The sequence below is a fragment of the Dyadobacter sp. BHUBP1 genome (assembly GCF_050587785.1).
Taxonomy (GTDB): domain Bacteria; phylum Bacteroidota; class Bacteroidia; order Cytophagales; family Spirosomataceae; genus Dyadobacter.
In genome coordinates this window covers 428,353-453,192 of the sequence record NZ_JBOBIH010000005.1, presented here as the reverse complement: position 1 = coordinate 453,192, position 24,840 = coordinate 428,353, and the positions used below count along the sequence as shown (strand labels likewise).

At 49.0% G+C, this 24,840-nt stretch carries 20 protein-coding genes; 9 read left to right on the top strand and 11 right to left on the bottom strand.

The annotated features are described in order from the left end of the window. The first annotated feature begins 245 nt into the window (after positions 1-245). Positions 246-638 carry an NUDIX hydrolase gene (locus ACQ4MZ_RS21880; RefSeq protein ID WP_430848475.1) on the top strand — a complete coding sequence of 131 codons (393 nt, stop codon included), beginning with the start codon at positions 246-248 and terminating at the stop codon, positions 636-638. Between the two features lie 102 nt (positions 639-740). Continuing rightward, the gene (locus ACQ4MZ_RS21875) at positions 741-1,196 is read left to right on the top strand and encodes a hypothetical protein (protein ID WP_430848473.1); all 456 of its coding nucleotides are present in this window, start codon (positions 741-743) and stop codon (positions 1,194-1,196) included. A 47-nt stretch (positions 1,197-1,243) separates the two neighbouring features. Here the strand turns inward: ACQ4MZ_RS21875 and ACQ4MZ_RS21870 are convergent, their stop codons facing one another. Beyond that, positions 1,244-1,594, bottom strand: a complete 351-nt coding sequence (locus tag ACQ4MZ_RS21870; protein WP_430848471.1) for a winged helix-turn-helix transcriptional regulator — start codon at positions 1,592-1,594, stop codon at positions 1,244-1,246. Positions 1,595-1,683: 89 nt separating this feature from the next. Between ACQ4MZ_RS21870 and ACQ4MZ_RS21865 the strand changes: the two genes are divergently transcribed. From ACQ4MZ_RS21865 to ACQ4MZ_RS21845, 5 genes are all read left to right on the top strand, one after another. After that, the gene (locus ACQ4MZ_RS21865) at positions 1,684-2,505 is read left to right on the top strand and encodes an SDR family oxidoreductase (protein ID WP_430848469.1); all 822 of its coding nucleotides are present in this window, start codon (positions 1,684-1,686) and stop codon (positions 2,503-2,505) included. Positions 2,506-2,680: 175 nt separating this feature from the next. Further along, complete coding sequence (locus tag ACQ4MZ_RS21860; RefSeq protein WP_430848467.1) at positions 2,681-2,908, top strand: PLDc N-terminal domain-containing protein; 228 nt, start codon at positions 2,681-2,683, stop codon at positions 2,906-2,908. Positions 2,909-3,565: 657 nt separating this feature from the next. Continuing rightward, entirely contained in the window at positions 3,566-5,803 is a 2,238-nt protein-coding gene (locus ACQ4MZ_RS21855; RefSeq protein ID WP_430848465.1) for a bifunctional alpha,alpha-trehalose-phosphate synthase (UDP-forming)/trehalose-phosphatase, read from the top strand. 27 nt (positions 5,804-5,830) lie between these two features. Beyond that, entirely contained in the window at positions 5,831-6,415 is a 585-nt protein-coding gene (locus ACQ4MZ_RS21850) for a Crp/Fnr family transcriptional regulator (protein ID WP_430848463.1), read from the top strand. A gap of 71 nt (positions 6,416-6,486) precedes the next feature. After that, positions 6,487-7,050 carry a DinB family protein gene (locus ACQ4MZ_RS21845; protein ID WP_430848461.1) on the top strand — a complete coding sequence of 188 codons (564 nt, stop codon included), beginning with the start codon at positions 6,487-6,489 and terminating at the stop codon, positions 7,048-7,050. Positions 7,051-7,170: 120 nt separating this feature from the next. Here the strand turns inward: ACQ4MZ_RS21845 and ACQ4MZ_RS21840 are convergent, their stop codons facing one another. The 5 genes from ACQ4MZ_RS21840 to ACQ4MZ_RS21820 form a co-directional block, all read right to left on the bottom strand. Further along, the gene (locus ACQ4MZ_RS21840; RefSeq protein WP_430848459.1) at positions 7,171-7,434 is read right to left on the bottom strand and encodes a hypothetical protein; all 264 of its coding nucleotides are present in this window, start codon (positions 7,432-7,434) and stop codon (positions 7,171-7,173) included. Positions 7,435-7,667: 233 nt separating this feature from the next. After that, positions 7,668-8,747: a dipeptidase gene (locus tag ACQ4MZ_RS21835; RefSeq protein WP_430848457.1), complete on the bottom strand. Its 1,080-nt coding sequence runs from the start codon at positions 8,745-8,747 to the stop codon at positions 7,668-7,670. A 133-nt stretch (positions 8,748-8,880) separates the two neighbouring features. Then, positions 8,881-9,993 (bottom strand): D-TA family PLP-dependent enzyme, encoded by a 1,113-nt coding sequence (locus ACQ4MZ_RS21830; protein ID WP_430848455.1) that lies wholly within the window; start codon positions 9,991-9,993, stop codon positions 8,881-8,883. A gap of 88 nt (positions 9,994-10,081) precedes the next feature. Next, positions 10,082-10,558, bottom strand: a complete 477-nt coding sequence (locus ACQ4MZ_RS21825) for a RidA family protein (RefSeq protein ID WP_430848453.1) — start codon at positions 10,556-10,558, stop codon at positions 10,082-10,084. Positions 10,559-10,814: 256 nt separating this feature from the next. Next, positions 10,815-12,119 (bottom strand): gluconate:H+ symporter, encoded by a 1,305-nt coding sequence (locus tag ACQ4MZ_RS21820; protein WP_430848451.1) that lies wholly within the window; start codon positions 12,117-12,119, stop codon positions 10,815-10,817. A gap of 285 nt (positions 12,120-12,404) precedes the next feature. Between ACQ4MZ_RS21820 and gyrA the strand changes: the two genes are divergently transcribed. Together gyrA and ACQ4MZ_RS21810 are read left to right on the top strand one after the other, a co-directional pair. Continuing rightward, on the top strand, positions 12,405-15,026 hold the full coding sequence (gyrA, locus tag ACQ4MZ_RS21815; RefSeq protein ID WP_430848449.1) for a DNA gyrase subunit A: 2,622 nt from the start codon (positions 12,405-12,407) through the stop codon (positions 15,024-15,026). A gap of 72 nt (positions 15,027-15,098) precedes the next feature. Next, the gene (locus ACQ4MZ_RS21810; RefSeq protein ID WP_430848447.1) at positions 15,099-16,556 is read left to right on the top strand and encodes a tetratricopeptide repeat protein; all 1,458 of its coding nucleotides are present in this window, start codon (positions 15,099-15,101) and stop codon (positions 16,554-16,556) included. Between the two features lie 202 nt (positions 16,557-16,758). On the opposite strand, the gene ACQ4MZ_RS21805 is transcribed toward ACQ4MZ_RS21810, so the two are convergent. The 5 genes from ACQ4MZ_RS21805 to ACQ4MZ_RS21785 form a co-directional block, all read right to left on the bottom strand. Beyond that, positions 16,759-17,601, bottom strand: a complete 843-nt coding sequence (locus ACQ4MZ_RS21805; RefSeq protein WP_430848445.1) for a hypothetical protein — start codon at positions 17,599-17,601, stop codon at positions 16,759-16,761. Between the two features lie 677 nt (positions 17,602-18,278). Next, positions 18,279-19,163, bottom strand: a complete 885-nt coding sequence (locus tag ACQ4MZ_RS21800) for a hydroxypyruvate isomerase family protein (RefSeq protein ID WP_430848443.1) — start codon at positions 19,161-19,163, stop codon at positions 18,279-18,281. A gap of 24 nt (positions 19,164-19,187) precedes the next feature. Beyond that, positions 19,188-20,084 carry a hydroxypyruvate isomerase family protein gene (locus tag ACQ4MZ_RS21795; protein WP_430848441.1) on the bottom strand — a complete coding sequence of 299 codons (897 nt, stop codon included), beginning with the start codon at positions 20,082-20,084 and terminating at the stop codon, positions 19,188-19,190. A gap of 243 nt (positions 20,085-20,327) precedes the next feature. Continuing rightward, positions 20,328-23,024 carry a c-type cytochrome gene (locus ACQ4MZ_RS21790; protein WP_430848439.1) on the bottom strand — a complete coding sequence of 899 codons (2,697 nt, stop codon included), beginning with the start codon at positions 23,022-23,024 and terminating at the stop codon, positions 20,328-20,330. A gap of 276 nt (positions 23,025-23,300) precedes the next feature. Next, the gene (locus tag ACQ4MZ_RS21785; RefSeq protein WP_430848437.1) at positions 23,301-24,812 is read right to left on the bottom strand and encodes a RagB/SusD family nutrient uptake outer membrane protein; all 1,512 of its coding nucleotides are present in this window, start codon (positions 24,810-24,812) and stop codon (positions 23,301-23,303) included. Between the last annotated feature and the right edge of the window lie 28 nt (positions 24,813-24,840).

Below are 24,840 nucleotides of genomic sequence, written 5' to 3'. Positions count from 1 at the left end.
TAATGAGAGGGCGTGATAAAAAATCTGATTTTGAGCGTAGTATGCTCGGTGTTCCAACTCCCTGAGTGGCAGTATCCATTTAGTTAGGTTTTGTTAGGTAGTGTCAGTTGGGCTTATGTACCGTGTCAGGCGCCCAACGTACCACCGAATTCTGAATTCTTTTTGAATTTCTGAGTGGACGGCTGAGGTATTTTGTAGTTTTGGACTCAGCGAGTTACCAAACCTACATTTTAAGCAATAGCACTATGATCGATAAACTGGCCCTTATTTATATGGAGGATAAAAAGATACTGGCCGCCAGAAGCCGCGGACGGGATACCTATTACATTCCAGGCGGTAAGCGGGAGCCGGGGGAATCGGACGAAGAGGCATTGGTACGGGAGATCTATGAGGAGATCAGCATGTCGTTGGACCCTTCGTTATTGAGTTTTTACGGGGAGTTTCACGCACAGGCGCACGGGCAGCCCGAGGGTGTTTTGGTGAGGCTCAGGTGCTATACCACCAGCGAGAGGGGAGAGGTGAAAGCCGCCGCGGAAATCGATGAAGCTTCCTGGCTGGGCTATGCCGATCGTTCCAGCGTGTCGCTGGCTGCGCAACTGCTTTTTGACGACCTGCATGCAAAAGGATTGCTGGCCTGAATTACGCTTTGTCGATTAAAGAATGCTGTTGGTCGACGTGTGGAACGAATGCGAAGGCTTGCGGATTATGCCGTCAGTTAGTATTCGTTAGTCCCATTTCAAATGTCAGATTTTAAAATAACAAAGACCGACTGGGAGCCAGCTAGTAGGCTTATTATCACGCATATCAGCGGTGATTTGGAGAAGGAGGATGTCATACGCTGGGAGCAATCGCTTCACGAAGTGCTCGACCGGATCGAAGAAGGGGGCACGTTCAGGATATTTGTGAACCTGCATGGCTTCACGGCCGTGAACCTGGAAGCGCACAAGCACTTCCGCACCATTGTGCCGCTGACCCTGGCGGATTACGGTTGGAAAGTAGGTTATGTGGCGATGTTCGAAGAAGAAGCCGACAAGCTCGTGCTTTCCAGCAAGCGTAACATACGGTGCGTAGCTGCGGCGCACTGCCACCAGGATGCGACGAAAATCGAGAAATACGAATCGCTTTACAGTAGTCCGAACGAACGTTTTTTCACGGATCCCGAAAAAGCGGAAGCCTGGATACGCAGCATTGCCTGATATTACCTGGCCCGCCGCAAAACGGTGGGCTTTACTTTTGCCGGGTTTCAGGCCTCTTCCTGAATATACTTTTTATGTTCCTTGCCCCATTCGATCATCGCAAGAATGATGTTTTCGAAGGTTTTACAGTAGGGTGTCGATTCGTATTCCACGAGCACGGGGGAGTCGGGGTAAACGGTGCGCTTGATCAGCTTGTTCATTTCCATTTCTTTCAGCTCCCTGGAGAGCATTCGCGTGGTAATGCCGGGAATGCTCCTCTCTATTTCCCGGAAACGCTTGTTGCCGTTGCATATCGAATTGATAATGGGCAACTTCCATTTGCCGCCGATGACGTAGATCGTGTCTTGAAGGGCTTTCACTTCTTCCGCCTGATTTCTGACTAATGCTGCTTTTGCCATAACCGTAGTTGGTATACTATGTGATACTGATTACAAAGTTATACCAATATGCGGTAATTTTGCCCCATTCAAATCAAATTTTATCTAAAATGAACGAGCAAAAGACCATTTTCATAACAGGCACCAGCAGCGGGCTGGGTAAATTGACCGCTAAATATTTCGCTGAAAACGGTTGGAACGTTGCCGCGACCATGCGCACGCCGGAAAAGGAAAGGGAACTGACGGAATACGAGAATATCCGGATCTTCAAACTGGATGTGACAGATCCGGCGCAGGTAAAAGCAGCTACTGAACAGGCGATCGAAGTATTTGGAAAGATCGACGTCGTAGTCAACAATGCAGGCATGGGTACTTACGGTGCACTCGAACTGGCGAGAGAGGAGGATATCGATTGGCAGTTTGCGGTCAACACACGTGGCCCGATCAATGTGATCCGCGGATTCCTGCCGCATTTCAGGGAGAACGGAGGCGGGATGTTCATCAATATCAGCTCGTTTATGGGTATTACCACGGCCGTACCGTTAGGTTCACTATACAATATGTCGAAATTCGCGCTGGAAGGACTGACCGAGGGGTTGTATTACGAATTGAAGCCGTTGAATATCGATCTGCGACTCATCGAGCAAGGCGGGTCGAAAGGGAACCATTTTAAGGAAAGCATCGTATGGAATACCCATCCGGAAATTACCGCGTACGACGAACTGACGAACAAACTTCAATCCATTATGGAGAATGCCGACGAGGGCCTGCTCGACGATCCAATGGATATTGTGAACGTAATTCATAGCCTCGCCACTCGCAAAACCAACCAATTCAGGAACGTAATAGGGGCGACGGGAAACCAGTTAATGCAAATGCGTAATTCCCTGCCTATTGAAGAATATATCGAGGTCATGCGGAGCTATTTTTAAACTACAAAGTTTTCGAAAAGGTGGCGAAGTTAATTCACCACCTTTTTAACGATTAGACAACGGAAGTTACAGTTGAAAGCCGTTTGTCAAACATTTCGGGCATTTGTACCAATGTTATTTGTTAGTAACCGAAGTTATATTATTTTGGAAAGAATAAAACTTAAAAACAGGTTCGATGCTATCAGCCATTCTGTTATTCATGGGTTTGGGAGGAATGGAAATTATGTTTTTGTTCGTGTTGCTCCCGCTTGCCGTCACGATCTGGGCATTGATAGATGCCGTCAAGAGTGATTTCGAAAAGGATATTAACAAATTGGTATGGATCATAGTGATCATTTGTTTTCCCTTTTTTGGAGGTATACTCTATTATTTCCTGGGACGTAGCCAGAAAGTTAAGTACTAATACAAGTTAGATGGATATAATCCTGGTTATTACAATTGCCAAATATAATCCTGCCTTTTTTGCACTTTATAAAAGCGCTTTGAGCTCCTTCACAATTTCAGGCGGTCTTTAAATAAATTAGAAGCTTCCGTAGGATCAATCTCCATGTTATAGGGCTGTCCCTCCGATTCTGCGGGCTGCACAAAGAGAAAGGCAAAGAGATTTGCAAAATGCGCAGGGCAAAAAAAATGGCGGCCATTTACAGGCCGCCTGCAACCCACAACAAAGAGTGGCACAGTATTAATCTGCGATTACATAATTGTAGTCCTTGACTAATCTTGGGCTTTTACAAGCCTGTATTTGTGGTCAGTTATCACATTAACTCATGGAAAACAGCAACCTGGTTGCTTGCCGTTCGTTTGTTGGTCCGACCGGCGCCGGAAATGAAGTTGCCTAGAAATCCGGTTCCTGTAATGTGATAAAAGAGGTTGCGACAGCGAAAATAACACATTCATTTCTTCCGGCAAAACCTTGTCGGATTGATAGGCCTACTCATTTTTTGATAGAGTAGGCCGAGTCTGCCCAATGGCAATGTACGCTTCATCTGTTGCGTCCACAGAGGTAATTGGCCTCCCAGGGCCAATTTTGGCATGGCTTTTGAGTGCTTTCGGGCATATTATGGAAAGTTTATCTCAGTCAGTTAACACGGGAAGGCTCATCATAGTCGCATACCGGCTGCCGTTTAAGGTGGTCCGCGAGGGCGACGTTTCCCGACTATTTCAAAACTCCGGTGGCCTGGTTTCAGCGGTGCTTTCGCTGGTGAAAGATCAGCAAAACGAGGCTTTCGACGCCCATCAGAAAATCCAGTGGATCGGTTTTTCGGAGAATACACCGGAGGAGCTGGAAGGCCAGTCGATGGAGAATGAAAACTTCCGGGCGCACCCGGTTTTCATTCCCGAGGAGCTCAACGAAAATTACTATGAAGGCTTCTGTAACAACCTGATATGGCCGCTTTGCCACTATTTTCCCTCGCTGGCCCGGTTTCACGATGTATATTTCGATGCCTACCGCGAGGCGCATGAATTGTTCTTCGAAAAGGTGAAAGAAGTGATCCGCCCCGGCGATGTGGTGTGGGTCCAGGACTACCAGCTGATGCTCCTCCCGCAAATGATCCGCAACGCATTTCCGGAGAACAAAATCGGCTTCTTTTTTCATATTCCTTTTCCCTCTTTCGAGATATTCAGGATGCTGCCGGTGGCCTGGAGAAAGGCGATCGTAGATGGTATTCTGGGAGCCGATGTAGTAGGGTTCCATACCAATGATTATGTGGAATATTTCTTGAAAGCGGCGAGACTTGTCTCCGAATTGGGGAATAAATTGCATTACATCAACCTGGGCAACCGCATTGTAAAGGTCGATTCATTTCCAATCAGCATTGATTTCGATAAGTTTAACGACGCCTACGATGACCCGGATGTAACCGCCGCACGCTCCGACGCCCGGCAATCTCTGAAAGAGAAGATTATTTTCTCCGTTGACCGGCTTGATTATTCCAAAGGCATTATCCATCGACTCCATGGTTACCAACGTTTTCTCGAACAAAATCCGAATTGGCATGAGAAGGTATCGTTTGTGATGGTGGTCGTGCCGTCGCGCGACACAATTGAGCAATACCAGCAAATGAAATCCGATATAGACCAGACCGTCGGAAAGATCAATGCCGATTTCGGGACCATATCCTGGCAACCGATCATATACCAATACCGCTCAATGCCGTATCACGAAATGGTGGGCATGTACACCGCGAGCGATGTCGCGCTTATCACGCCTGTACGCGACGGCATGAACCTCGTTTGCAAGGAATATGTAGCGAGCCGGCAGGATGGCCTGGGTGTATTGATTTTAAGTGAGATGGCGGGTGCCGCGGCCGAGTTGGGCGAGGCCCTGATCATCAACCCGCTCGATCGTCAAGACATTGCCGATGCGATTAAAACAGCATTTGAAATGCCGGAAGACGAGCAGAAGAAACGAATGGAGGCCATGCGCGAAAGGATTCGTGACTATGATGTATTCGCCTGGACCAGTGATTTTTTTACCCAAATGACAATGCTAGAATTAGAACACGACCGCTTGCGCCAGGTTTTCCTGAACAACAAGGGCATCGACGCAATCCGGCACGCTTACCAGTTATCTAACAACAGAATTCTCTTTTTCGACTACGACGGCACCCTCGCGCCGATCGTTCCCGATCCGGCAAAGGCCATTATGGGCGAGGATATGCGAAAGTTACTGACCGATATCGCCAAACGTGATACAGTAGTGATTGTCAGCGGCCGCGACCGCTATTTTCTAGACAAGCTTTTCAGTGATCTGCCCGTACATATGATTGCAGAGCACGGCGCCTTGATCAAAGCAAAAGATTCGGGTGAATGGCAGTTGAATGAAGGCTACGAGGAGAATTGGAAGGATGGGATCCGTCCGATGATGCAGATCTATGCCAAACGTTGCCCCGGCGCATTTATAGAAGAGAAGGAAACCGCATTGGCGTGGCATTACCGCACCGCCGATGACAAGGAATATGCGAGCCGCCGTGCGCAGGAGCTGTTATGGCAACTCAAAAACTATATTCAGCCCGAATTGAATTTGCAGGTGATTGATGGCAACAAGGTAGTGGAAGTCAAGAAAACCGCATTCAACAAAGGGACTGCCACGCGTACGTTCGTCGAGGGGGGCGGTTTCGACTTTATTCTGGCTATTGGTGACGATACCACCGACGAAGACATGTTCGAGGCATTGCCGGATACTTCGTTTACCATCAAAATCGGGGATGACCTTTCGGCCGCGCGCAACCATATCCGCAACCAGGACGAAGTTTTCCATTTCCTGCATTTTATGGTCTCGCCCGTAGGCGAGTAGGCGGTGGTTTTGTATTTTAGCGGTTCTATGGAGGAACCGCTAAAATTGCTTCATTCGGTCGTTCAGGCCATTTATCCGCTCGATCACACCGATTGGGAAGTACTCTCACAGATCTGGAGACCTTTCAGCGCCCGGAGGAAAGAGATTATCACTTCCGCAGGTGAAACCGAGCGTTACATATACTTCGTCACGGATGGTGTTCAGCGCATTTATTATCTCGACGACCAAAGCCGCGAGGCAACTATTGCATTCACCTACCGGCCGTCATTCGGTGGCATCATCGATTCAGCGATGATGGAGGTATCCTCGCGGTATTACTACGAAACGCTGACGCCTTCGAGCTTTATCCGGGCGCCTTACAGCGAGTTTAAGGAGGTAGCGTATGAACGTCCGGCTATTGAACGGATGCTGCGCGCGGGCATGACGCAGACCCTTTCCGGCATTCTGGAACGCCTGGTGGAGGTACAATGCTTTTCTTCGGAGGATAAATTTCGAAATCTGCTCAGACGCAGCCCGCATATCCTGCAACTGGTACCCCATAAGTACCTCGCCAATTATCTGGGTATCGATCCTACCAATTTCAGCAAGCTTGTGAACAAGGTCCGGATTTGAAAATGTTGGTTTTTACCAAATATTTCAAAAAAACGGATGTGCAACTTTGCCATATCAAGTATCGAACGCCCATGGAAACCATTGATAAGAAGGACTTACTGCAAAGGCTTGACGATGTGGTCGAGCAGCACATTTCGGATGCCATCGCTTTGTTTCAGAACCGGGATAGCGAATTTCTGAACAGGCCATCGGCAACAGGCGGTTGGAGCATCGCGCAATGCCTGGACCATTTGAACAGCTACGGACATTATTATTTGCCCCGCACGCGCGACAAGCTCCGGGCATCGCCGCCTGCAAAAGCGGAAGGTTTTACCAGCACCTGGATAGGTGCCTATTTCACTAAAATGATGGACCCTAAGACCGGGAAGCGTAAATACAAAGCCTTCAAAGGGCATATCCCGCCGTCGCAACTGGATTCAGCCAAGGTCGTAAGTGAGTTTATCAGGCAGCAGGAGGAATTACTGTACCTCTTGCGCGACGGAGTGGACAAAGATCTTGATGCGATCCGCATTCCCATATCAATCCTGCCATTTATCCGAATGAAAATCGGCGATGTTTTTCAGTTCATCATCGCTCATAACGAACGTCATTTACAGCAGGCGAAACGAAACCTGGTACCCGAAAGCATTTATTAGCCATTTACCGGTGGTGCCGGTCGGCTGCGTGCCAGGCCGGCCCTTTTTATTAAAAAACAGCCACCGGAAACCGATGACTGTCTGGAAAAGGGGAGTGGATAGCCGATAAACGTCAGTAGGTTATGCAATTGTAAGACCATTGGGATCCAGGCGGCCCTCATTCATGTTTTCGAGCTTGATAAAGTGGCAAACGTAACCGGCCGACCGCAGAGCAAGCTGGATACGGGTGAAATCAGGTAGCTCGGATGTCAGGGTCAAAAGGAAATCCTGAAAATCGTAAGCCCAGTGTTTTACATTTAATTGTTTCAGGCAGTCGTGCAACTTTTGCAGCGATTTGCTCGCCTGGATATGTGTCCGGAAGAAAATTTTATATGTATTGGCCATTGGTCGTTACGTGAAATTTAGAGATCGGATGTTACCGATCTGATTTAGATCGTTGATTTAATGAATCAAAGCTAATACTTATTTAAAATCATTCCAAATAGATAGTGGCGTTTATTTTACGCAAAACAAAAAAGCTCCGCAACCGTGATGCCAAGTTGCGAAGCTTTTTTGAAAACTCCTTTTAGTGCTATATTAAGAATTTATTAGATTTTATAAATCCTGGCAATAGTAGGCTAATGCCATGAGGCCCAGTTCCTTTCGAGGAAGTCGACCCAGTTGCGCCACATAATGCGCTCGATATCGCCCTGGGAATAGCCCCGTGCGGCTAATAGCCCTGGGATCGTTTGCAGGTCCGCGATGGAATCGAGGTCGCCTGGCGATTGCTCTTTTCCATATGCGCCATCGAGATCGGACCCAATGCCGACGTGCAACGCATTGCCCGCAATCTGACAAATATGGTCGATATGCTGCACGATATGCTCGATTTTCAGCCCGGTACTTTCCGGCGTCGATTTGCCGCGTATCCAGCCGGGGATCATCATCCACGCATCGAACGCCATGCCGATTACCGCGCCGCGTTCCAGCAGGACCTTGATCATGTCGTCGGAAAACTGCCGGTTGTGCGGTGTAATGGCGCGGACAAGGTTATGGCTCGCCCAAACCGGGCCTTTGTACAAATCCATCGCTTCCCAGAATGCCGTGTCGCATAAATGGGTCGCATCTAGGATCATGTCGAGTAGGTCCATTTCGCGGAGCAGGTCTTTACCTTTTTCGCTCAGGGGGGCGTCCGAGTCTGTCCCGTACGCGTACACGCCCGGACCATAGTGCGCCGGCCCGATCGCGCGCAGGCCGTAGCCGTAGGCGGTTTCGAGGTTTTTGAGGCTAATGAATGAATCGGCACCTTCCAGACTCAGAATGTAGCCAATAGGCAAGCCTTCCGTCGATTCGGCATTCCGCCATAATTCCAGATGGCTGCGCAGGCCGGCCAATCCGGTGATCTGTACCATTTCACCGGCTTCTTCCATGGCCTTGTACCATGCCACCTGCGCCTGGGTGATCGCCCAAGCCTGCGCCTGTGAATGCCAGCCAGGTATTTTGCTGTCGGGTTTAATGTAGCGGCCTATTTGTGTAGCCACACAAAGCCCGATATTGCCTTTGCGCATTTCCGGAAAACTCACCACGCCTTTGCCGCGATCGGGCTTGTCTGTGAGGTTCTTTTCGCGGTCGCGGATTGAATACAGATCCTGGGTGAGGTCCCGGTTCCATTCCACAGCGTTCATGGAAAGGTCGAGATGTGCGTCGAAGAGGAACATATGTTAATGATTGAATGATTGAATGATTGAATGACTGAATGACTGAATATTTTTTATAGGCTTCTGAATGATCCATAGAGTTAAATATGGCTTCAAAAATCATTCACCCATTCAATCATTCAATCATTCAAAATTAAACTGTAATCCGCCTGCTGCGCGCCGTGATGCGCCATTCTGCGGTCACATTACCATCTTCGATCACCGTAGCAAAGTCGTGCAGCGCAACGGTCGGGCAGATGTGGTAGGGCAGGGCGTAGAATACGTCGCCGATTTGGATGCTTTCCCAGACGTCGGCGCTGACCTGGATCACACCGTGCTCCTCGCTCTGGCTTTGCAGCGAGTATTCGGGCAGATTGAGCAGGCGCAGGCGGTTTTCGATCGGATTTTCGGCAGCGATAGCCTTGTGGCCAAGGTCGATCGTGATGGTGCCTGTTGTCGGTTTGGAAATCACGCGGGTGATGATAAGCGCAGCGTGCTCGAACGGCTGGCCGTCGAAACGGTCGCCATATCCCCAGTCCCAAAGCACATTCGTGCCGGGACTCAGGTAAACATCCGGCCGCAGCGTATGCACCGTGAACGATGGCGAGCCGCCGACGATGATCATTGGTTCGTAACCGCATTCGGTCTCAATGCGGTCGAGCAGCGGAAGCACTTTTTCGTAATCGCTGTCGGCCGCGGCTTTGCGTTCTGAAAACTCCGGGTTACGAATATGGCCGTCGTAAATGTGCACGCCGCCGAATGCGAGCCCTTCGAGGCTGCTCACATAGCGATAAAGTGACAGAAGGCTTTCATCGGTGGCATGGCCCGTACGATTCATGCCGTTATTGACGTCCAGGAACACGGTCGATCGAAGCTCCTTTGAAATGGACGCTTCATTGAGTACTGAGGCAGTTTGCTCGTGGTCTATGAGCGACGCAAATGTCGTATGCGGGAACTTCTCCCGTAGTGCGAAGAGCCGGTCGATATTCGGGCCGACGAGCTGGTAGGCGATCAACACCCACGGCGCGCCGGTGCCAGCTACCATTTCAGCTTCGGCAATGGTGGCGCATTTGAATTTGGAAATGCCCGCAGAAAGTTGTTTTTCAACAACCTCCGGGCATTTGTGGGTTTTGACATGCGGCACGAGCCGCTCTGGGGAGCCGGCAATGTTCACCATACTCCGGATGTTGCTTTCAATGCGGTCTTTATAGAATAGGAGCGACGGAGATATGACTTCTCCGGGATTGTTGAGCTGGTACCAGGACATCGGTTCTAATTTTGAATGACTGAATGATTGAATGACTGAATGATTGAATAGGAATTATTCGGTCATTCAGTCATTCAATCATTCAAAATTACTTTTCTTCCAATTCAAACATCGCCTCGATCTCGACCGGAATGTTGTCGGGTAATGTGCCAATTCCTACGGCGCTTCTTACGCCGATACCGTTTTCTTCACCCCAAACCTTTGCAAAAAGCTCGCTGCATCCGTTGATGATAAATGGATGCTTTTCAAAATCATCGGTGCAGTTCACCATACCCAGGACCTTGATCACCCTTTTGACGCGGTTGAGGCTGCCGAGATTGGCTTTCAGTGTGGACAAGATGGCCAGGCCAACCTGACGCGCAGCGAGTTTGCCTTGCTCTGCATTGAGGTCTTTTCCGATGCGTCCGATGATCAGGGAACCGTCGTCCTGCACGGTACCGTGGCCGGAAACGTAAACCCAGCGTTTATCGACGATCAATAGGGGTTTGTAAACGCCTACCGGTTTCGGGGCGGGAGGAAGGTTGAGACCGAGCGCTGCGAAGTTTGATTCTGGTGTATTGTCCATGATAGTAAAGTGGATTGAATTTAATATCCTTATTCCTAATTTTTTCTTACTTTAGAAATACTAATCTGGGACCGTTCGTTGAAACGAACGGCAAGTTGATATTGCAAAGATTGCTGTCTGGGTTTTGAATACTCTTTATGGAGGGAAAAAGATTTAATTCGGTTCGTTTTAATGGGCGATAGGGGAACCTTCTAGTATCTATTACCGTCCGTTTTAACGGACGGAATTGACTAGAACTTTCAAAGGGCGGTATTAATTACACGAACAAATTTAGCGCTAAAACCCCCAGCAAACCCATGATAGACACAATTGTTTCCATCACCGACCAGGTAAGGATCGTGTCTTTAATGCTCAGATTGAAGTACTCCTTGAAAAGCCAGAAACCGCCGTCGTTGAGGTGTGAGAACATCAAACTGCCTGATCCGATGGCGAGTACGAGCAACTCGGCGGGCACGCCCGCGTTCGCGAGCAGTGGCGCGAGGATGCCCACAGTTGTAAGTCCTGCCACGGTAGCGGAGCCCACGCACACACGAATGACCGCTGCAATGGCCCAACTCAGCAGGAGCGGGGAGATGTCCAGCCCTTTGAGGCTTTCAGCGATGAAGGTACTTACCCCGCTGGCGGTCATAATTTCTTTAAATACACCGGCACCAGCGATGATCAGCAGAATGGAGGAAACGCCTTTGAAAGCTTCCTCCATGGATTTACCTACCTTTTTCATGCTCATGCCGCGTTTTACACCCAATGCATACGCTGCAAAAAGCACCGAAACGAGCATTCCGAAATACGGCTCGGCCAGCAGTGCGATTAGCTTATTGTCGGGATAAACGCGTTTGACACCCGACATGGTGGTAAGCAGAAAGACGGGCAGTAATGCGGTAACAACGCTGATCCCTAACCCGGGAAGTTCGGAAGCGGGGCGGGGTTTTACATCGAACAGGTCGGCGTCAGGCTTGGGTTGAAAGCGTTTCAATGTCTTTCCGAAAATAGGACCGGCCACGGCAATGGCGGGTAGCGAAACGATCATGCCGTAGAACAGGGTCTTTCCCAGGTCGGCATGCAGCTGGCTGGCGATCGCCGCCGGGGAAGGGTGGGGTGGGAGGTACCCGTGCGCAACCGACAATGCCGATAACATGGGAATACCTATATATAATAATGGTAGCCGGGCGGTTGCACTGATCATAAAAATTAGTGGAATTACAATCACGAACCCTGCATTATAGAACAATGGAATACCTATTACAAATCCCGCAAGCGCCATACCCCACTGGATGTATTTCTGACCGAAAAGGCTGATCAGCGCATCGGTAATACGCTGGGCCGCGCCACTGTCGGCGACCATTTTCCCTAGCATCGCCCCAAACCCGACAATGAGCACCAGGTCGCCCAGGGTCCCTCCCACGCCTTTTTGAATGGCCTTGCTAACCGTGTCGACGTCCAGCCCACTCGCAAGTCCAAGTGCGATGGAAACCAGCAGAAAGGAAATGAATGTATCGATTTTAAGCCAGGCGATGAGCAGGATGAGCGCGAGGATCGCGATAAAGGTTAATAGTAAAGGCATAGGTGAAAATTGTCGAAAATTAAGCTATTGCTAATAAGCAGGAAGAACGGGATTTTTAATGATAGATGTCAATTTAGTTTTCCCTGGGATATTTCTGAATGGTAATGCGCGGATAGTCACGCATATACGCCCCAGGGGCCGAAATAGCACAAAAGATAGTTTGTTAGAATGCTTAAAAATGGCGAAATTTGACTTTTTAGTACCAACAAGATTGTATTAATCCGCTGGGCGATTGAATCTATCGGTTTAGCCCAATTTAAAATTTTGATTCTTTTCTAATCATTTATGGCAGAATCTTCTGGTGAAAACATTATCCCGATTAATATCGAGGATGAAATGCGTGGAGCCTACATCGACTACTCGATGTCCGTTATCATTTCCCGCGCTTTGCCCGACGTTCGCGATGGTCTGAAACCCGTTCACAGACGGGTCCTTTATGGAATGGACGATCTGGGCGTAAGTTACAACCGGTCCCATAAAAAATCGGCTCGTATTGTTGGGGAGGTTTTGGGTAAATACCACCCGCACGGTGACTCATCGGTCTATAACACGATGGTGCGTATGGCCCAACCATGGTCGCTGCGCTACCCGCTTGTAGATGGTCAGGGTAACTTCGGGTCTGTCGACGGTGACAACCCGGCGGCAATGCGCTATACGGAGGCAAGGCTGAAAAGGATTGCTGACGAGCTGCTGGCCGACCTGAACAAGGACACGGTTGACTTTCAGCCCAACTTTGATGACTCGCTGAGCGAGCCGTCGGTACTTCCAGCTAAATTCCCGAACCTGCTCGTGAACGGTTCTTCCGGTATCGCGGTAGGTATGGCCACCAACATGGCGCCGCACAACCTGGGCGAAGTGGTAGACGGGGTACTCGCTTACATCGACAACAACGACATTACGATCCCCGAACTGATGGAGCACGTAAAAGCTCCTGACTTCCCGACGGGAGGGATCATTTACGGTTACAATGGTGTTCGCTCGGCATTCGAAACGGGTCGCGGAAGCATTATCATGCGTTCGAAGGCACAGTTCGAGGTGTCTAAAACCGGCCGTGAACAGATTATCGTTACCGAAATTCCTTATATGATCAACAAGGCGGCGATGATCGAACGAATCGCGTCGCTGATCAATGAGAAGAAACTCGAAGGTATTTCCGACATCCGCGATGAGTCGGACCGCGAAGGTATGCGCATTGTTTTCGACCTGAAAAAGGATGCCATACCTAATATTGTATTGAACCACTTGTTCAAATACACACCGTTGCAAACCTCTTTCGGGGTAAACAACGTAGCGCTCGTAAAAGGCCGCCCGGTGTTGCTGAACTTGAAAGATCTGATTAAGCATTACGTAGACCACCGGATTGTGGTAATTACCCGCCGGACGGAGTATGAGCTGCGTGAAGCTGAAAAGCGTGCGCACATTTTGCAAGGTTTGCTGATCGCACTCGATAATCTTGACGCGGTGATTGCATTGATCCGTGCAGCGCGCGACCCGGAAACAGCCAAGACCGGACTGATGGAGCAATTCAATTTGTCGGAAATACAGGCACGTGCGATCCTCGATATGCGCTTGCAACGTCTGACCGGTCTGGAAAGAGAGAAGATTGTTAAGGAATATGAAGAGATCATGCTCCTGATCGCCGACTTGAAGGACATTCTGGCCAACGAATACCGCAAGTACGAAATCATTAAAACCGAGCTGACCGACATTAAGGAACGCTACGGTGACGAGCGCAGAACGCAAATCGAGTTCTCGGCCGAAGAATTCAGCGACGAAGACATGATCGCCGACGAGGAAATGCTTATTACCATTTCCAAAGAAGGCTACATCAAACGTACACCGCTCTCGGAATACCGTACGCAGACAAGGGGAGGGGTTGGTTCCCGCGGTGTGAAAACCAAGGATACCGATTTTACCGAGCACTTGTTCTCCGCGACAATGCTCAATTACCTCCTGATATTCACGGAATACGGTAAGCTGTTCTGGATGAAGGTTTACGAGGTGCCGGAAGGAAGCAAAACTTCAAAAGGCCGCCCGATCCAGAACCTGATCAGCCTCGAAAGCGGAGATTCGATTCGCTCGGTAATCAATGTGAAGACATTGTCGGATGAGGATTATATCAACAATAATTACCTCATTATGTGTACCGAGCAGGGCACTATTAAGAAGACGTTGCTCGAAGCCTATTCACGTCCGCGCACCAACGGTATCATCGCGATTTCGATCAACGAAGGCGACCGCTTGCTGGATGTGGCGTTAACCAACGGCGACAATGATATTGTGATTGCGTCGGCGGCCGGCAGGGCAGTTCGCTTCAACGAAAAAGGTGTTCGTCCAATGGGACGTACGGCTGCGGGTGTACGGGGTATCAACCTGAACGATCCTGAGAACAAGGTAATCGGAATGGTTTGTATCAGCCGCGAGGATGCGCAACTTCTTGTGGTTTCCGAGCACGGTTACGGAAAACGCTCAGCGATTGACAGTTACCGCGTTACGAACCGTGGTGGTAAGGGCGTTTCGACCATGAATGCAACCGACAAGGTGGGTAAGCTGGTGGCGATCCGCGAGGTAACTGAAGAGGACGATCTGATGATCATCACGCGCAACGGTATCGCCATCCGCATGAGTGTGCAGGATATCCGTCAGGCGGGACGTAACACACAGGGTGTGAAACTGATCCGTCTCAGCAGCACGGATGAAATTACTTCGGTAACCCGCATTCTGAAAGATCCGGATGAAAAAGCAGAGGAGCTGGATGAAGAGGGCAACGTAGTTCCTAAACCGGTAGCACAAGTGGAAGGTGCTTCGGCAGAAGATATAATTGTTACGGATGATGAGTTGGACGAGGATGTCGCTGATGACGAGGAGGAGGACGATGAAGAGCCTTCCGACGACCCAGAGGCATGATTTTTGTAAAAATTATATTAATTGATTTATATTTAGAACTCGAACAATCAATCACAACCAAAGTTAATATTTATGAAAAAACTGTTTTTTGTTTCTGCACTTAGCCTGTTCGGCTGTGCTGCGATGGCGCAGGACGCTGTGAACAAGGCTTTGGTAGATGGATTTCGTAAGGACAAAGAGAAAAGCGATAAAGATGCCAGTGATCCGAAAGCAAGTGCCAAAGCTTCATTCTGGCTCGAACGCGCTAAACTTTATGAAAACATAGCCCTACAAGGTTCAGAAGTAGATTCTAGTGCAGCAAAAACGGCTTTGGAAGCCTACAAAAAGGTTGTTGAGCTGGATGTTACGAAGAAAGGGGAGCCGGGCAAATCCTCCAAGGAGGCCACTAACGTGATCAACGGTGGTGAAGGAACCCAGCTTTTTAATGCGTTCGTAAAGCAGGGTGCTGAGAAATACCAGGCAAAAAATCTGAGCGGTGCGCTGGAAATGTTCCAGGCTGCTCAGGAGATCAACAAAAAGGATACTTTGGCGTCCCTTTATGGTGGTATTGCTGCGCAACAGCTTGACAAAAAGGACATTGCAAAATCCTCTTTCGAGAAATATGCTGCCAACGGCGGTAAAGACCCCAGCGTTTTCTACGGTCTGGCTCAGCTGTACCGTTCAGAAAACAACTTCGATAAAGCTATCGAAACTTTGAACAACGGCTTGAAGCAGTCTCCTGGTAACAAAGACCTGAAAGCGGAAGTTGTGAATATCTTGCTGGCTTCGGGTAAAGAAGATCAGGCTATCCAGGAGCTAGAAGCCTTGGCCGCTGCTGATCCTAAAAACACTCAAAATGTGGTAAACCTGGCTATTTTGTACGATAACATGTACAGAACAGCTACCGATAAGGTAAAGCAATTGAACGCCAAAGTAGGTTCCGGTAACAATGCAGCAAGCACAGCGGAGAAAAATCTTGCCTCGGAAAAAGACAAGATCGCTGTGTATGACGGAGAGGTAAAACGTATCGGGGCGCTGATCAAGAAGCAGCCTAAGAATGCGGACTTGAAACGTCAGCTCGCAGACGTAACTGCCAAGAAAAAAGAAAGCACCGAAGCGATCGCTAAACTGGAAGGCGAAGTGAAAGCTGCACAGGAAGCTGCAAAAGGACAGGATGTAGCTGCATTGCAAAAAGAGCTTGCTGACGCAAAAGCAAAGCAGAAAGAAGCGAGCGAAAAAGCGGTAGCCAACTACAAGAAGGCTCTGGAAATCGATGCTACAAACTACGACGCACTTTACAACCTGGGCGTTTTCTATTTCAACGAAGCGGTACAGCTGAAAGGCGAAGTGGATAACATGAACATGACTGAGTATCAGCAGCGTGGTAAAGAAGTTGAAGGCCGTGTTTGTGGTAAATTCAAAAAAGCGAAACCATATTTCGAAAAAGCAATCCAGGCGAAGGACGAAGCTGAGGCTAAGGATAACCTGACAAACCTGAACGGCGTTCTCGAACAATTCGCTGCGAAAGGTGTTGCTTGTATCGAAGAGTAAATAGCGCGAAGCTCTTGCTTCGTGACAATTATTCGAAGGCCTCTGGCCGACGGATATGTAAAATCGGCCAGAGGCCTTAAATAAAGAGAAGAGAGCATCGGGTAATCGATGCTCTCTTCGTTTAAGAATGTCTATTTAACATAATATAAATTATACAACGAATCGTATGTAATGCGCTGACCACTATATCCACAGCGATTTCTTAGAATCTATAATAAACATGCAATGCTACTCGCTTTACATTCGAGGTAACTGAGAAGTAGTCGGAATTTCCATTGCTGTTCTCAAACCTCGCTTCGAACCCGAGCTTCCGAATTCCTGCGCCGATACCAATAAGAAAACCCTGGTCGTGCTTACGCGTTGCCAGCGCCTTGTCTTCGTCGACATGGACGTCTGTGTAAAAATGTGTTGTGGCTACGTATCGATTATTCTCAGAAACCACAAAGCCGTTCGAAATTCCGACGTTTCCGTACAAGAATGCGTTGCCACGGGTAATCCGGTAACGGATCAGGTTGTTCAGCCTGAGGTGACTTAGCCCGAAAGTGAAATCGGTAATGGTGAAGTTTTCAGGATTTACATTGGTCTGGTAGCGATCTGAAATTTGGTAAGACGAATACGTCAGTTCGTTGGCCACTATGAGATTTTTGTCTGTCCGTGGTACGACGATGTTCAGGAACAATCCAACTGTTGGACGTACCGACGTAGTATGCTGACGTTCGGTAAGATATTCAAAATGATAACCTTTGAACGACAATTTTGAAAGCGTCACTCCGGCTAATGCGCCTGATTCAAAACCGAGACCCTCACGTTTCGTAATTACTTTGGGTTTCGTTGTGGAGCACTTGTCGTAATACAGCTCGAAGAGCCGCGAGATTTCTTTATTGGAATATCTCAGGTTTGGAACGCGGTTCGCGACACTTTCGCAATCCAAATACGCCTTGATCTGTTGCCGGTAACGGTCAACGGTAACAATTCGATTTTGATTCTCCTTGATAATCTTGTACTTATGATAAACCAGCAATTCGTGTTCAGGATCGATGTACAATTGAACGTTGTCTGATCGATCCCGTAAATAGTGTAGGCTTTTCGGACCGTCGACTAGTCTCAATAAAAATACTGTATCCCGGGTAAGCTCCGGGAGGCCGTTTTCTGTAACATTATTATCGCCTTGAATTTTTCGGTGGACCTCTGCCCTTTCATAAGTTTCGCCATGAACCTGAAATGCAGACAATTCATGTAGCCCTAATGTCTTTTCCGTCTGAAACTTTTCATCCCGAAAACGAATGGTTTCCGGATTCTGCGACCAGTTATGATACTCAATCGTCCCACGAATAGTGTCTTGTGACGACGTGACTATGTACCCGGGTTCAAATTTCGATTGTGCGTAAATGTTGGAGAGTGGAATGAAAGCTATAAAAACTTTCGCGGAGAATTTAAGCATCAGGTCGTTGAATACGGTTCGTTGATAGTGTCGAGGTTTTGATAGCCCGTCCTCTTTGTCGGGCCGATATTTTTGTTGAAATGTCAGGCGGTGTGTTTGCTGGTTTTCTTCTTTTAATGCCTTGAAATTGAGTTGATTTTGATGGTTTTATTGGTGAATAAAAATTGTTCTATAAAATTCAAAATTGCCTGAAAATACTAGTTTAAGTGCTTTTCCAGCGTTTCTAACAGCTTTTTCAGGCAATTTTCGAGCGAATACACGCAGAATGTGTTGCTTCGGCGTCAGGCTACATCGCAAATCTTCACGCATTCGGCCAAAGAAGCTAACGGCTCGCGCTTGGGGATGAATTCTTGCGCAACAAATCCTTTGTACCCGGTTTCGACAATCGCTTTCATAATTGCCGGGTAATACAATTCCTGGCCTTCGTCGATTTCGTTGCGGCCCGGAACTCCGCCGGTATGATAATGGCCGATGTATTTGTGGTACTGCTTAATGGTCGCGATCACGTCACCTTCCATGATCGACATATGATAAATGTCGTAAAGCAACTTGAAGTTTTCCGAACCGACCATCTCGCAAAGTCCGGCACCCCAGGCGGTATGATCGCACATGTAGTCGCGGTGGTTGACCTTGCTGTTGAGCAATTCCATGATCATGGTTATGCCGTACTTTTCGGCGGATGGCATCAGGCGGCGCAAACCTATGGCGCAGTTGCGCATGCCGTCATAGTCGGACATCCCGCGGCGGTTGCCCGAAAAGCAGATAACTGTTTTATAACCAGCTTCTTTCAGTTTGGGAAAAAGGTCCTCGTAACTTTTGACAAGCTCGTCATGCAGGGCCGGATCGTTGAAACCTTTTTCGATACCCATGCCCGCGCCGTTGGGTAGCGCGCACGTGAGTCCATACTTTTTCAATGTCGGCCAATCCTCCGGTCCAAGGAGTTCAATGGAAGTGATACCGATCTTCTTGCATTCCTGCGCGAACGTATCTAGCGGGATTTTTCCGTAACACCACTTGCAAACCGAGTGATTGATCTTACCATTCAGTTTAGTACCCAGTACGGATTCGGTTTTGGCGAAAACTTCCGAGATGGACATCACTCCGGCTGCGGCACCTGCGGCGGTTCCCGCGGCTATATTTTTTAAGGCGTTTCTTCTGGTTGACATAATCTAAAATATGGAATATCAGTACTAAGCGATATCACAAATAGTGACTCCCTGCTTCAAAGAAGCCAGATCGTCGCCGCGGCTCGGGACAAACTCCTGCCCTACGAATCCTTTGTAACCGGTTTCTACAATTGCTTTCATGATCGACGGATAATAAAGCTCCTGCGTTTCGTCGATCTCGTGACGCCCCGGTACGCCGCCTGTGTGATAATGCGCAATATACTTATGGTACTTTTTGATCGTCGCGATTACGTCGCCTTCCTGGATTTGCATATGGTAAATGTCGTAGAGCAGCTTAAACTTCTCGGAACCAACCGCTTCACAAAGTGCCGCACCCCATTCCGTCCGGTCGCACATGTAGTCTTTATGGTTGACCTTGCTGTTCAGCAGCTCCATTACCAGTGTCACATTATGCTTTTCGCAAGTCGGGATCAGTTTGCGGATGCCCTCGGCGCAGTTCCGGATGCCGTCGTAATCCGACATCCCGCGGCGGTTGCCCGAGAAACAGATAATCTTGTCATAACCCGCAGCGCGTACTTTGGGAATCACGTCTTCAAATCCCTTGATCAGTTCCTCATGATTTTTAGGATCATTGAAACCTTTGTCAATGCTCCGCGTAAGTCCTTCGCCCCAGGGTAACGCACAAGTAAGACCGTATTTTTTGATCACCGGCCATTCCTCCGGGCCAAGGAGTTCGATGGAAGTCAGTCCAATCTTCTTACATTCCTGCGCGAAGGTATCCAGTGGAATTTTACTATAACACCATTTGCAAACGGAGTGATTGATCTTGCCGTTCAGTTGTGGCCCAAGCGCATTTGCGGATGCAGCAAACGCATGAGCAAGCGAGCTCGAAAACGTACCCAGCCCTGCCGCGGCAACCATGTTTTTAAGCGCGTTTCTTCGATTTGGAAGTGACTTCATTTATTAGTTAACTATCTGAAATAATGTAAGTTTATTGTCATAAGGGCAGGAAGCCCCTACCCTTTTTGCCTATGAACGTATTATCGTATACGCCTGTTCTAAGCCTCACTTTCTTTTGCTGTATCCACAAAAAAAGTAGTGATGCTACCGGATCCATTTCTGCTTTTAGAAGCATCAGGATCAACACGCAGCACCACTATCTTAAGCCTAATTAATTATAATCTACTCAAAAAATCGTTTGATCTATTTTCCGCTTTTCGGCGCGCCGGATTCGGAGTAGATCGGGTTATTTTTGTTACCGCCAGCCATTAGGTAGGCTACGAGGTCTCTCAATTCGTTAGGGTTCAAACCGTTGATCAGGCCCGGAAGCATGATGGAAACGGGTGATATTTTGCTGGAAACGACATCCTTCTTGGCCACTTTCCGGATCGTTTTCGGATCGAACGGGTTTTGCGACACATAATAGAAGTTGGCATCCTGATTCACTTCGCGGCCAACAATCGACTGTCCGTCTTTCATCTGAAACGAGATCGAAGCGTATTGGTCAGACACCGCTTTGTCCGGTTCGATGATCGCTTCGAGCATATCCTTCACAGAGAAACGGGTTCCCAGTTGGGTCAGGTCAGGACCAACGTCGGCACCTTCGCCCTGGATTGTGTGGCAGCGGCTGCAAAGCACGGCAGAGAAAATCTGCTTGCCGCGTTCGAAATCACGGTTGTTAAGGCTGTCTTTTACGAGTTCAACGGCCTGATCCACTTTCCATCCGCGGCCCGGGCCTTTCGGTGTGTAGAGCTTCGCCAGGTCGTTACCGGTTCCTGTAAGTAATTCAGAACCAGACAATTTGTTGTAATAGGCCACTTTGTCGCTTGGTACGTTTTTCAATGCAAGCTGACGAGCTTTGTCAATAAAGCCGATGTAGCTGCGCCCGCCCTGGTAGCTGAATGCTTTGTGGAACCATTTGAAATACTCTTCGCGCAAGGCGGGTGTCCAGCCGGTTTTAGCACTGCTCAACATGATTGCGTAGAACGTCTGCTGTTGCGGCGGCATTTTTTCTAACAAGCCAGCCAGGTCGAGACCATATTGCGGGTTGCGCAGGATCAGGTCGGCCGAAGCGGTTACCATTTCGTTGTCCTTGTCATCGAACTTCTCGTTCTTCGCGATCAATGAAAGGGTTTTCTCAACCACTTTCGGTGCTTCGATGGTTATCAGGATTTTGGCTAAGAATCTGTTTTGTAATGCGTTAGCAGATGGATATTTGGGGTTCAAATAAGCAATCAATGCAGCTTTCGTAGCAGCGTCGGGCTGACCTGTGCGGTACAGGATCACTTCTACCGCACGCAAGAGCGCTTGCTTGTTCAGGTCATCGAGCTTCGCGTAATCAATGGTAGTCAGTTTTTTCAAAAGGGGCCCTCCTACTTTTGTCGAATCGCCCTGACGGCCCAATGCAATGGCTGCATAAATAATCGACTGAGGATCTTTTTCGGCATAAACTTTGCTCTCCCATTGGCTAACAGGCTGATGTTCGATAGCCAGGCGGGCCGCGTAGCGGAGGAAACGGTCCGGGCTTTTCAGCAACGGCCATGCCTGCTCGATCGCTTTCGGATCTTTCTTAACGTGGTATTCTTCGATCGCTGTACGCTGCTTGTGCTCAGGAGTAATCACCGGCGTCGCTGCATTCGACCCTGGTGCAATATTCTTATAATCGCTATAATATACACGATAAAGATCCGATTCAAGACGACGACCACCGGTCAGGAAGTACAATGCACCGTCAGGGCCGATTGCACCGTCGGTCAATGGAAGCGGTGCTCCCGATAGAAATTCTTCGTGTTCAGCAGTGTAAGTAGAACCGCTGGGTTTCAGATGCAGCCCGTGAACGATACCAAAGCTCCAGTCGAATGCGAGCAGTGTGTTTTTGTATTTTGCGGGGAACCGGGCGTCTTTCAAGTAAATGAGGTTGGTAGGCGATCCCTGTCCGATGTTCATCACGGGCGAAAGGAAATCGGCAAATGCGGGCGACGTGTTGGCAGAACCTGTTCTCCAACCGAACTCACCGCCACTCACCGCATGGCAAACGCGCGTAGGACGATACCATGGTGTTCCGAAATCCCACTCCATATCCGAGTCATAGGCGAAAAGATCGCCTGCTTCGTTGAATGCGATGTCGTAGGGGTTACGGAAACCGGCTGTGTACAATTCCCAGTTTTTGCCTTCTGGATCAGTGTGGGCAATCCAGCCGCCCGGCGCATGACGGTCGGTCGCATGACCGCGAGGGTCTTTAATGAACGGGAAAAGGTTATCGTTCTTCCAGTTTGGCATCAAGCGGTAGATATCCATTTTGGGCAGGTCGGTGAAGTTCCCGGCCACCACAAAAAGTGATTTCTGATCCGGCGCCATCACTATGCTGTGCGGTCCGTGCTCACCTTCACCGGTCAGCGGTTTGATGAGCGTGATCTTGTCGTATTGATCATTGTTGTCTGTATCCTGCAAACGGTACAAACCGCTGCCTTTCGGGAAGCGGGCGTTCGACCGGTTGTTGATCATCACGTAAAGGCTATTGAATGCGTAGAGCAAACCGTGGGCATAACCCATCGCCACTTTCGCGGTATCTCCTTCTATCTTCAATGCTTCAACCTGAGGCTTGTCGGTGGAGCCGATAGCCGGCAGCACCAGGCGGTACAATCCGCCGTATTGATCGGAGGTAATCATCCTTCCCTTGTTGTCGAACGTCATGGATACCCATGATCCGTTCTTTTCTTCCGAAACACTATATAAATGATCGGCCTTGAAGCCTTCCGGGAGTTTCAATTTGTCGACCTTTGAGCCGGGAGGACGGTGTTTGGCAGTTCGGTTACTTAGCATCACTCCACAGAAGACTCCCACGGCGAGCAGTACCGCGAGCGTCATCGGAAGTTTTAACCATTGTTTTTTTGTGTACATTTTACAGCTCAGCGTTTAAGTAAATATGATTGATAAACAAGGATGAAGTATGGGGGCTAACCTGATATGTGCCCTGGTCGGGCGCTCCGCTTGACGGGATTTATTTTGTCTTAAATAAAGCAAACTAAAACTTTAAATAATCTGGTATTGCAATATTAGATTGAAACATCCACGGGACTATCCTGTTCTGTGGGGTATCAGGCGGATAAGTATGTTTATAATGAAAAAAGTGCAGCGAGCTCGCGCTAGCTGCACTTTTTTATCCTTTTGCATCCATCAGAAATGCGGCGTCAATGCAGCTTCAACGGCGGGAAGACCGTAGTAGTCGTCCAGGACGGTGAATGCATTCGGCGGTGGCACAGCTCCCGCCGGGAAATAGTATGCGGCCGGGTTAGCCTTCACCTTGGCGCCGTAGGCAGTGATGATTTCCTTCACACGGCCAGTGCGCGTAAGATCGAACCAGCGCTTGTTTTCGAATGCGAGCTCCACCCTCCTCTCTTTGAAGATCGCTTCGCGCATATCTGCCTGCGAGGCCGCCTTGGTCGCTGCAAGTCCCGCGCGGGTGCGAACCTGGTTGATGTAAGTAGCGGCGTCGGCGGTTTTGCCCTGCTCGTTCAACGATTCGGCCAGGAACAGCAGCACTTCCGAGTAGCGGTACACAGGCCAGTTCTGCCCGGTGTTGTTATGCAACGAGTGTGGCCGAGCGTACTTTTTGATATAAGGATAAAGCTTATTGTCTACCAGCGAGGTGCTCAGGGTCACCCAACCGATCGAAATATCCTTTCTCTTGTCACCGGTTTCGTATGCCGCGATCAGGTCCGGCGTAGGAATGTTGTTACTTTCCTGCGAGGTCGGCTGCGGGTTGGAAGTGCCGGTAATCGGCGCGATTTCGGCAGCAGTGATCGGTGACGGAATAAAGCGGTAAATCTGGTTACCGTTGTAGCCAGACGATCCTTCCATGTACTGGATCTCGAAAAGCGACTCCTTGTTGTTTTTGTTGCCGGTCGTGGTCGAGAATGCATCGTTGTAATCAGGCATCAACGCATAGTGACCGCTAGCTACGATTTCTTTCAGCAATGGCTCGGCCAGCGCCCATTTTTTCTGAGTAATATAAAGGTTCGCCAGCAACATTCTAGCCGTACCTGAAGTAACACGTCCAGCCTCTTGTTTGGATTTGTCCAGAAGCCCGGTGATCGCTTCTTTCGCGTCCTTCTCGATCTGTGCATAAATTTCTTCGGTTGTCGACAATGGCAAAGGCGCATCGTCACGACCTGTTGCTGGTACCAGGTGAAGGGGTACTTTACCGAACAGGCGCACGAGGTCGAAGTATGCAAATGCACGGAGGAACAGCGCTTGTCCTTTCAGGTTACCCTTGGACGCCGCGTCGAAATTCACGCCGTCAATCAATGCGATGATCTGGTTTGCCCGGGCGATGATCCGGTAGTTCAGGCGGTACTGCACCAGTACATTGTCGTTGGCAGTGATGCCGTTAGCCGTCGGAATTGCGAAATCCGCAACGTTTTCCGTAGGGTCCACTGCACCGTACAGTTTGTTACGGGCGTAGTAGGTATTGTCGGAATGCATTTCCTCCAAAATCCAGGCACGCTCGTTGAACATTTGGCGGAACGGTTCGTAAGCCGCGTTTACCGCCTGCTTGAAATCGTTTTCAGAGGTAAAGAAGTTGTTGGAACTCAATGCGGTTTCCGGGTTAACAGTCAGGAATTTGTCCCCGCAACTGCTCGTTAGCCCCACTGCCAGAAACCATGCTGCTATATATCTAGTTTTCATTTCTATCGGAATTAAGATGAGATGTTTT

Coding starts and splice junctions, on each gene's coding strand:
- ACQ4MZ_RS21820 (WP_430848451.1), bottom strand. CDS start 12,119: ATGCCTTTACTATTAACCTTTATCGCGATCCTCGCGCTCATCCTGCTC.
- ACQ4MZ_RS21850 (WP_430848463.1), top strand. CDS start 5,831: ATGGAGGAACCGCTAAAATTGCTTCATTCGGTCGTTCAGGCCATTTAT.
- gyrA (WP_430848449.1), top strand. CDS start 12,405: ATGGCAGAATCTTCTGGTGAAAACATTATCCCGATTAATATCGAGGAT.
- ACQ4MZ_RS21860 (WP_430848467.1), top strand. CDS start 2,681: ATGCTATCAGCCATTCTGTTATTCATGGGTTTGGGAGGAATGGAAATT.
- ACQ4MZ_RS21785 (WP_430848437.1), bottom strand. CDS start 24,812: ATGAAAACTAGATATATAGCAGCATGGTTTCTGGCAGTGGGGCTAACG.
- ACQ4MZ_RS21790 (WP_430848439.1), bottom strand. CDS start 23,024: ATGTACACAAAAAAACAATGGTTAAAACTTCCGATGACGCTCGCGGTA.
- ACQ4MZ_RS21845 (WP_430848461.1), top strand. CDS start 6,487: ATGGAAACCATTGATAAGAAGGACTTACTGCAAAGGCTTGACGATGTG.
- ACQ4MZ_RS21825 (WP_430848453.1), bottom strand. CDS start 10,558: ATGGACAATACACCAGAATCAAACTTCGCAGCGCTCGGTCTCAACCTT.
- ACQ4MZ_RS21795 (WP_430848441.1), bottom strand. CDS start 20,084: ATGAAGTCACTTCCAAATCGAAGAAACGCGCTTAAAAACATGGTTGCC.
- ACQ4MZ_RS21865 (WP_430848469.1), top strand. CDS start 1,684: ATGAACGAGCAAAAGACCATTTTCATAACAGGCACCAGCAGCGGGCTG.
- ACQ4MZ_RS21840 (WP_430848459.1), bottom strand. CDS start 7,434: ATGGCCAATACATATAAAATTTTCTTCCGGACACATATCCAGGCGAGC.
- ACQ4MZ_RS21835 (WP_430848457.1), bottom strand. CDS start 8,747: ATGTTCCTCTTCGACGCACATCTCGACCTTTCCATGAACGCTGTGGAA.
- ACQ4MZ_RS21800 (WP_430848443.1), bottom strand. CDS start 19,163: ATGTCAACCAGAAGAAACGCCTTAAAAAATATAGCCGCGGGAACCGCC.
- ACQ4MZ_RS21810 (WP_430848447.1), top strand. CDS start 15,099: ATGAAAAAACTGTTTTTTGTTTCTGCACTTAGCCTGTTCGGCTGTGCT.
- ACQ4MZ_RS21875 (WP_430848473.1), top strand. CDS start 741: ATGTCAGATTTTAAAATAACAAAGACCGACTGGGAGCCAGCTAGTAGG.
- ACQ4MZ_RS21855 (WP_430848465.1), top strand. CDS start 3,566: ATGGAAAGTTTATCTCAGTCAGTTAACACGGGAAGGCTCATCATAGTC.
- ACQ4MZ_RS21830 (WP_430848455.1), bottom strand. CDS start 9,993: ATGTCCTGGTACCAGCTCAACAATCCCGGAGAAGTCATATCTCCGTCG.
- ACQ4MZ_RS21870 (WP_430848471.1), bottom strand. CDS start 1,594: ATGGCAAAAGCAGCATTAGTCAGAAATCAGGCGGAAGAAGTGAAAGCC.
- ACQ4MZ_RS21880 (WP_430848475.1), top strand. CDS start 246: ATGATCGATAAACTGGCCCTTATTTATATGGAGGATAAAAAGATACTG.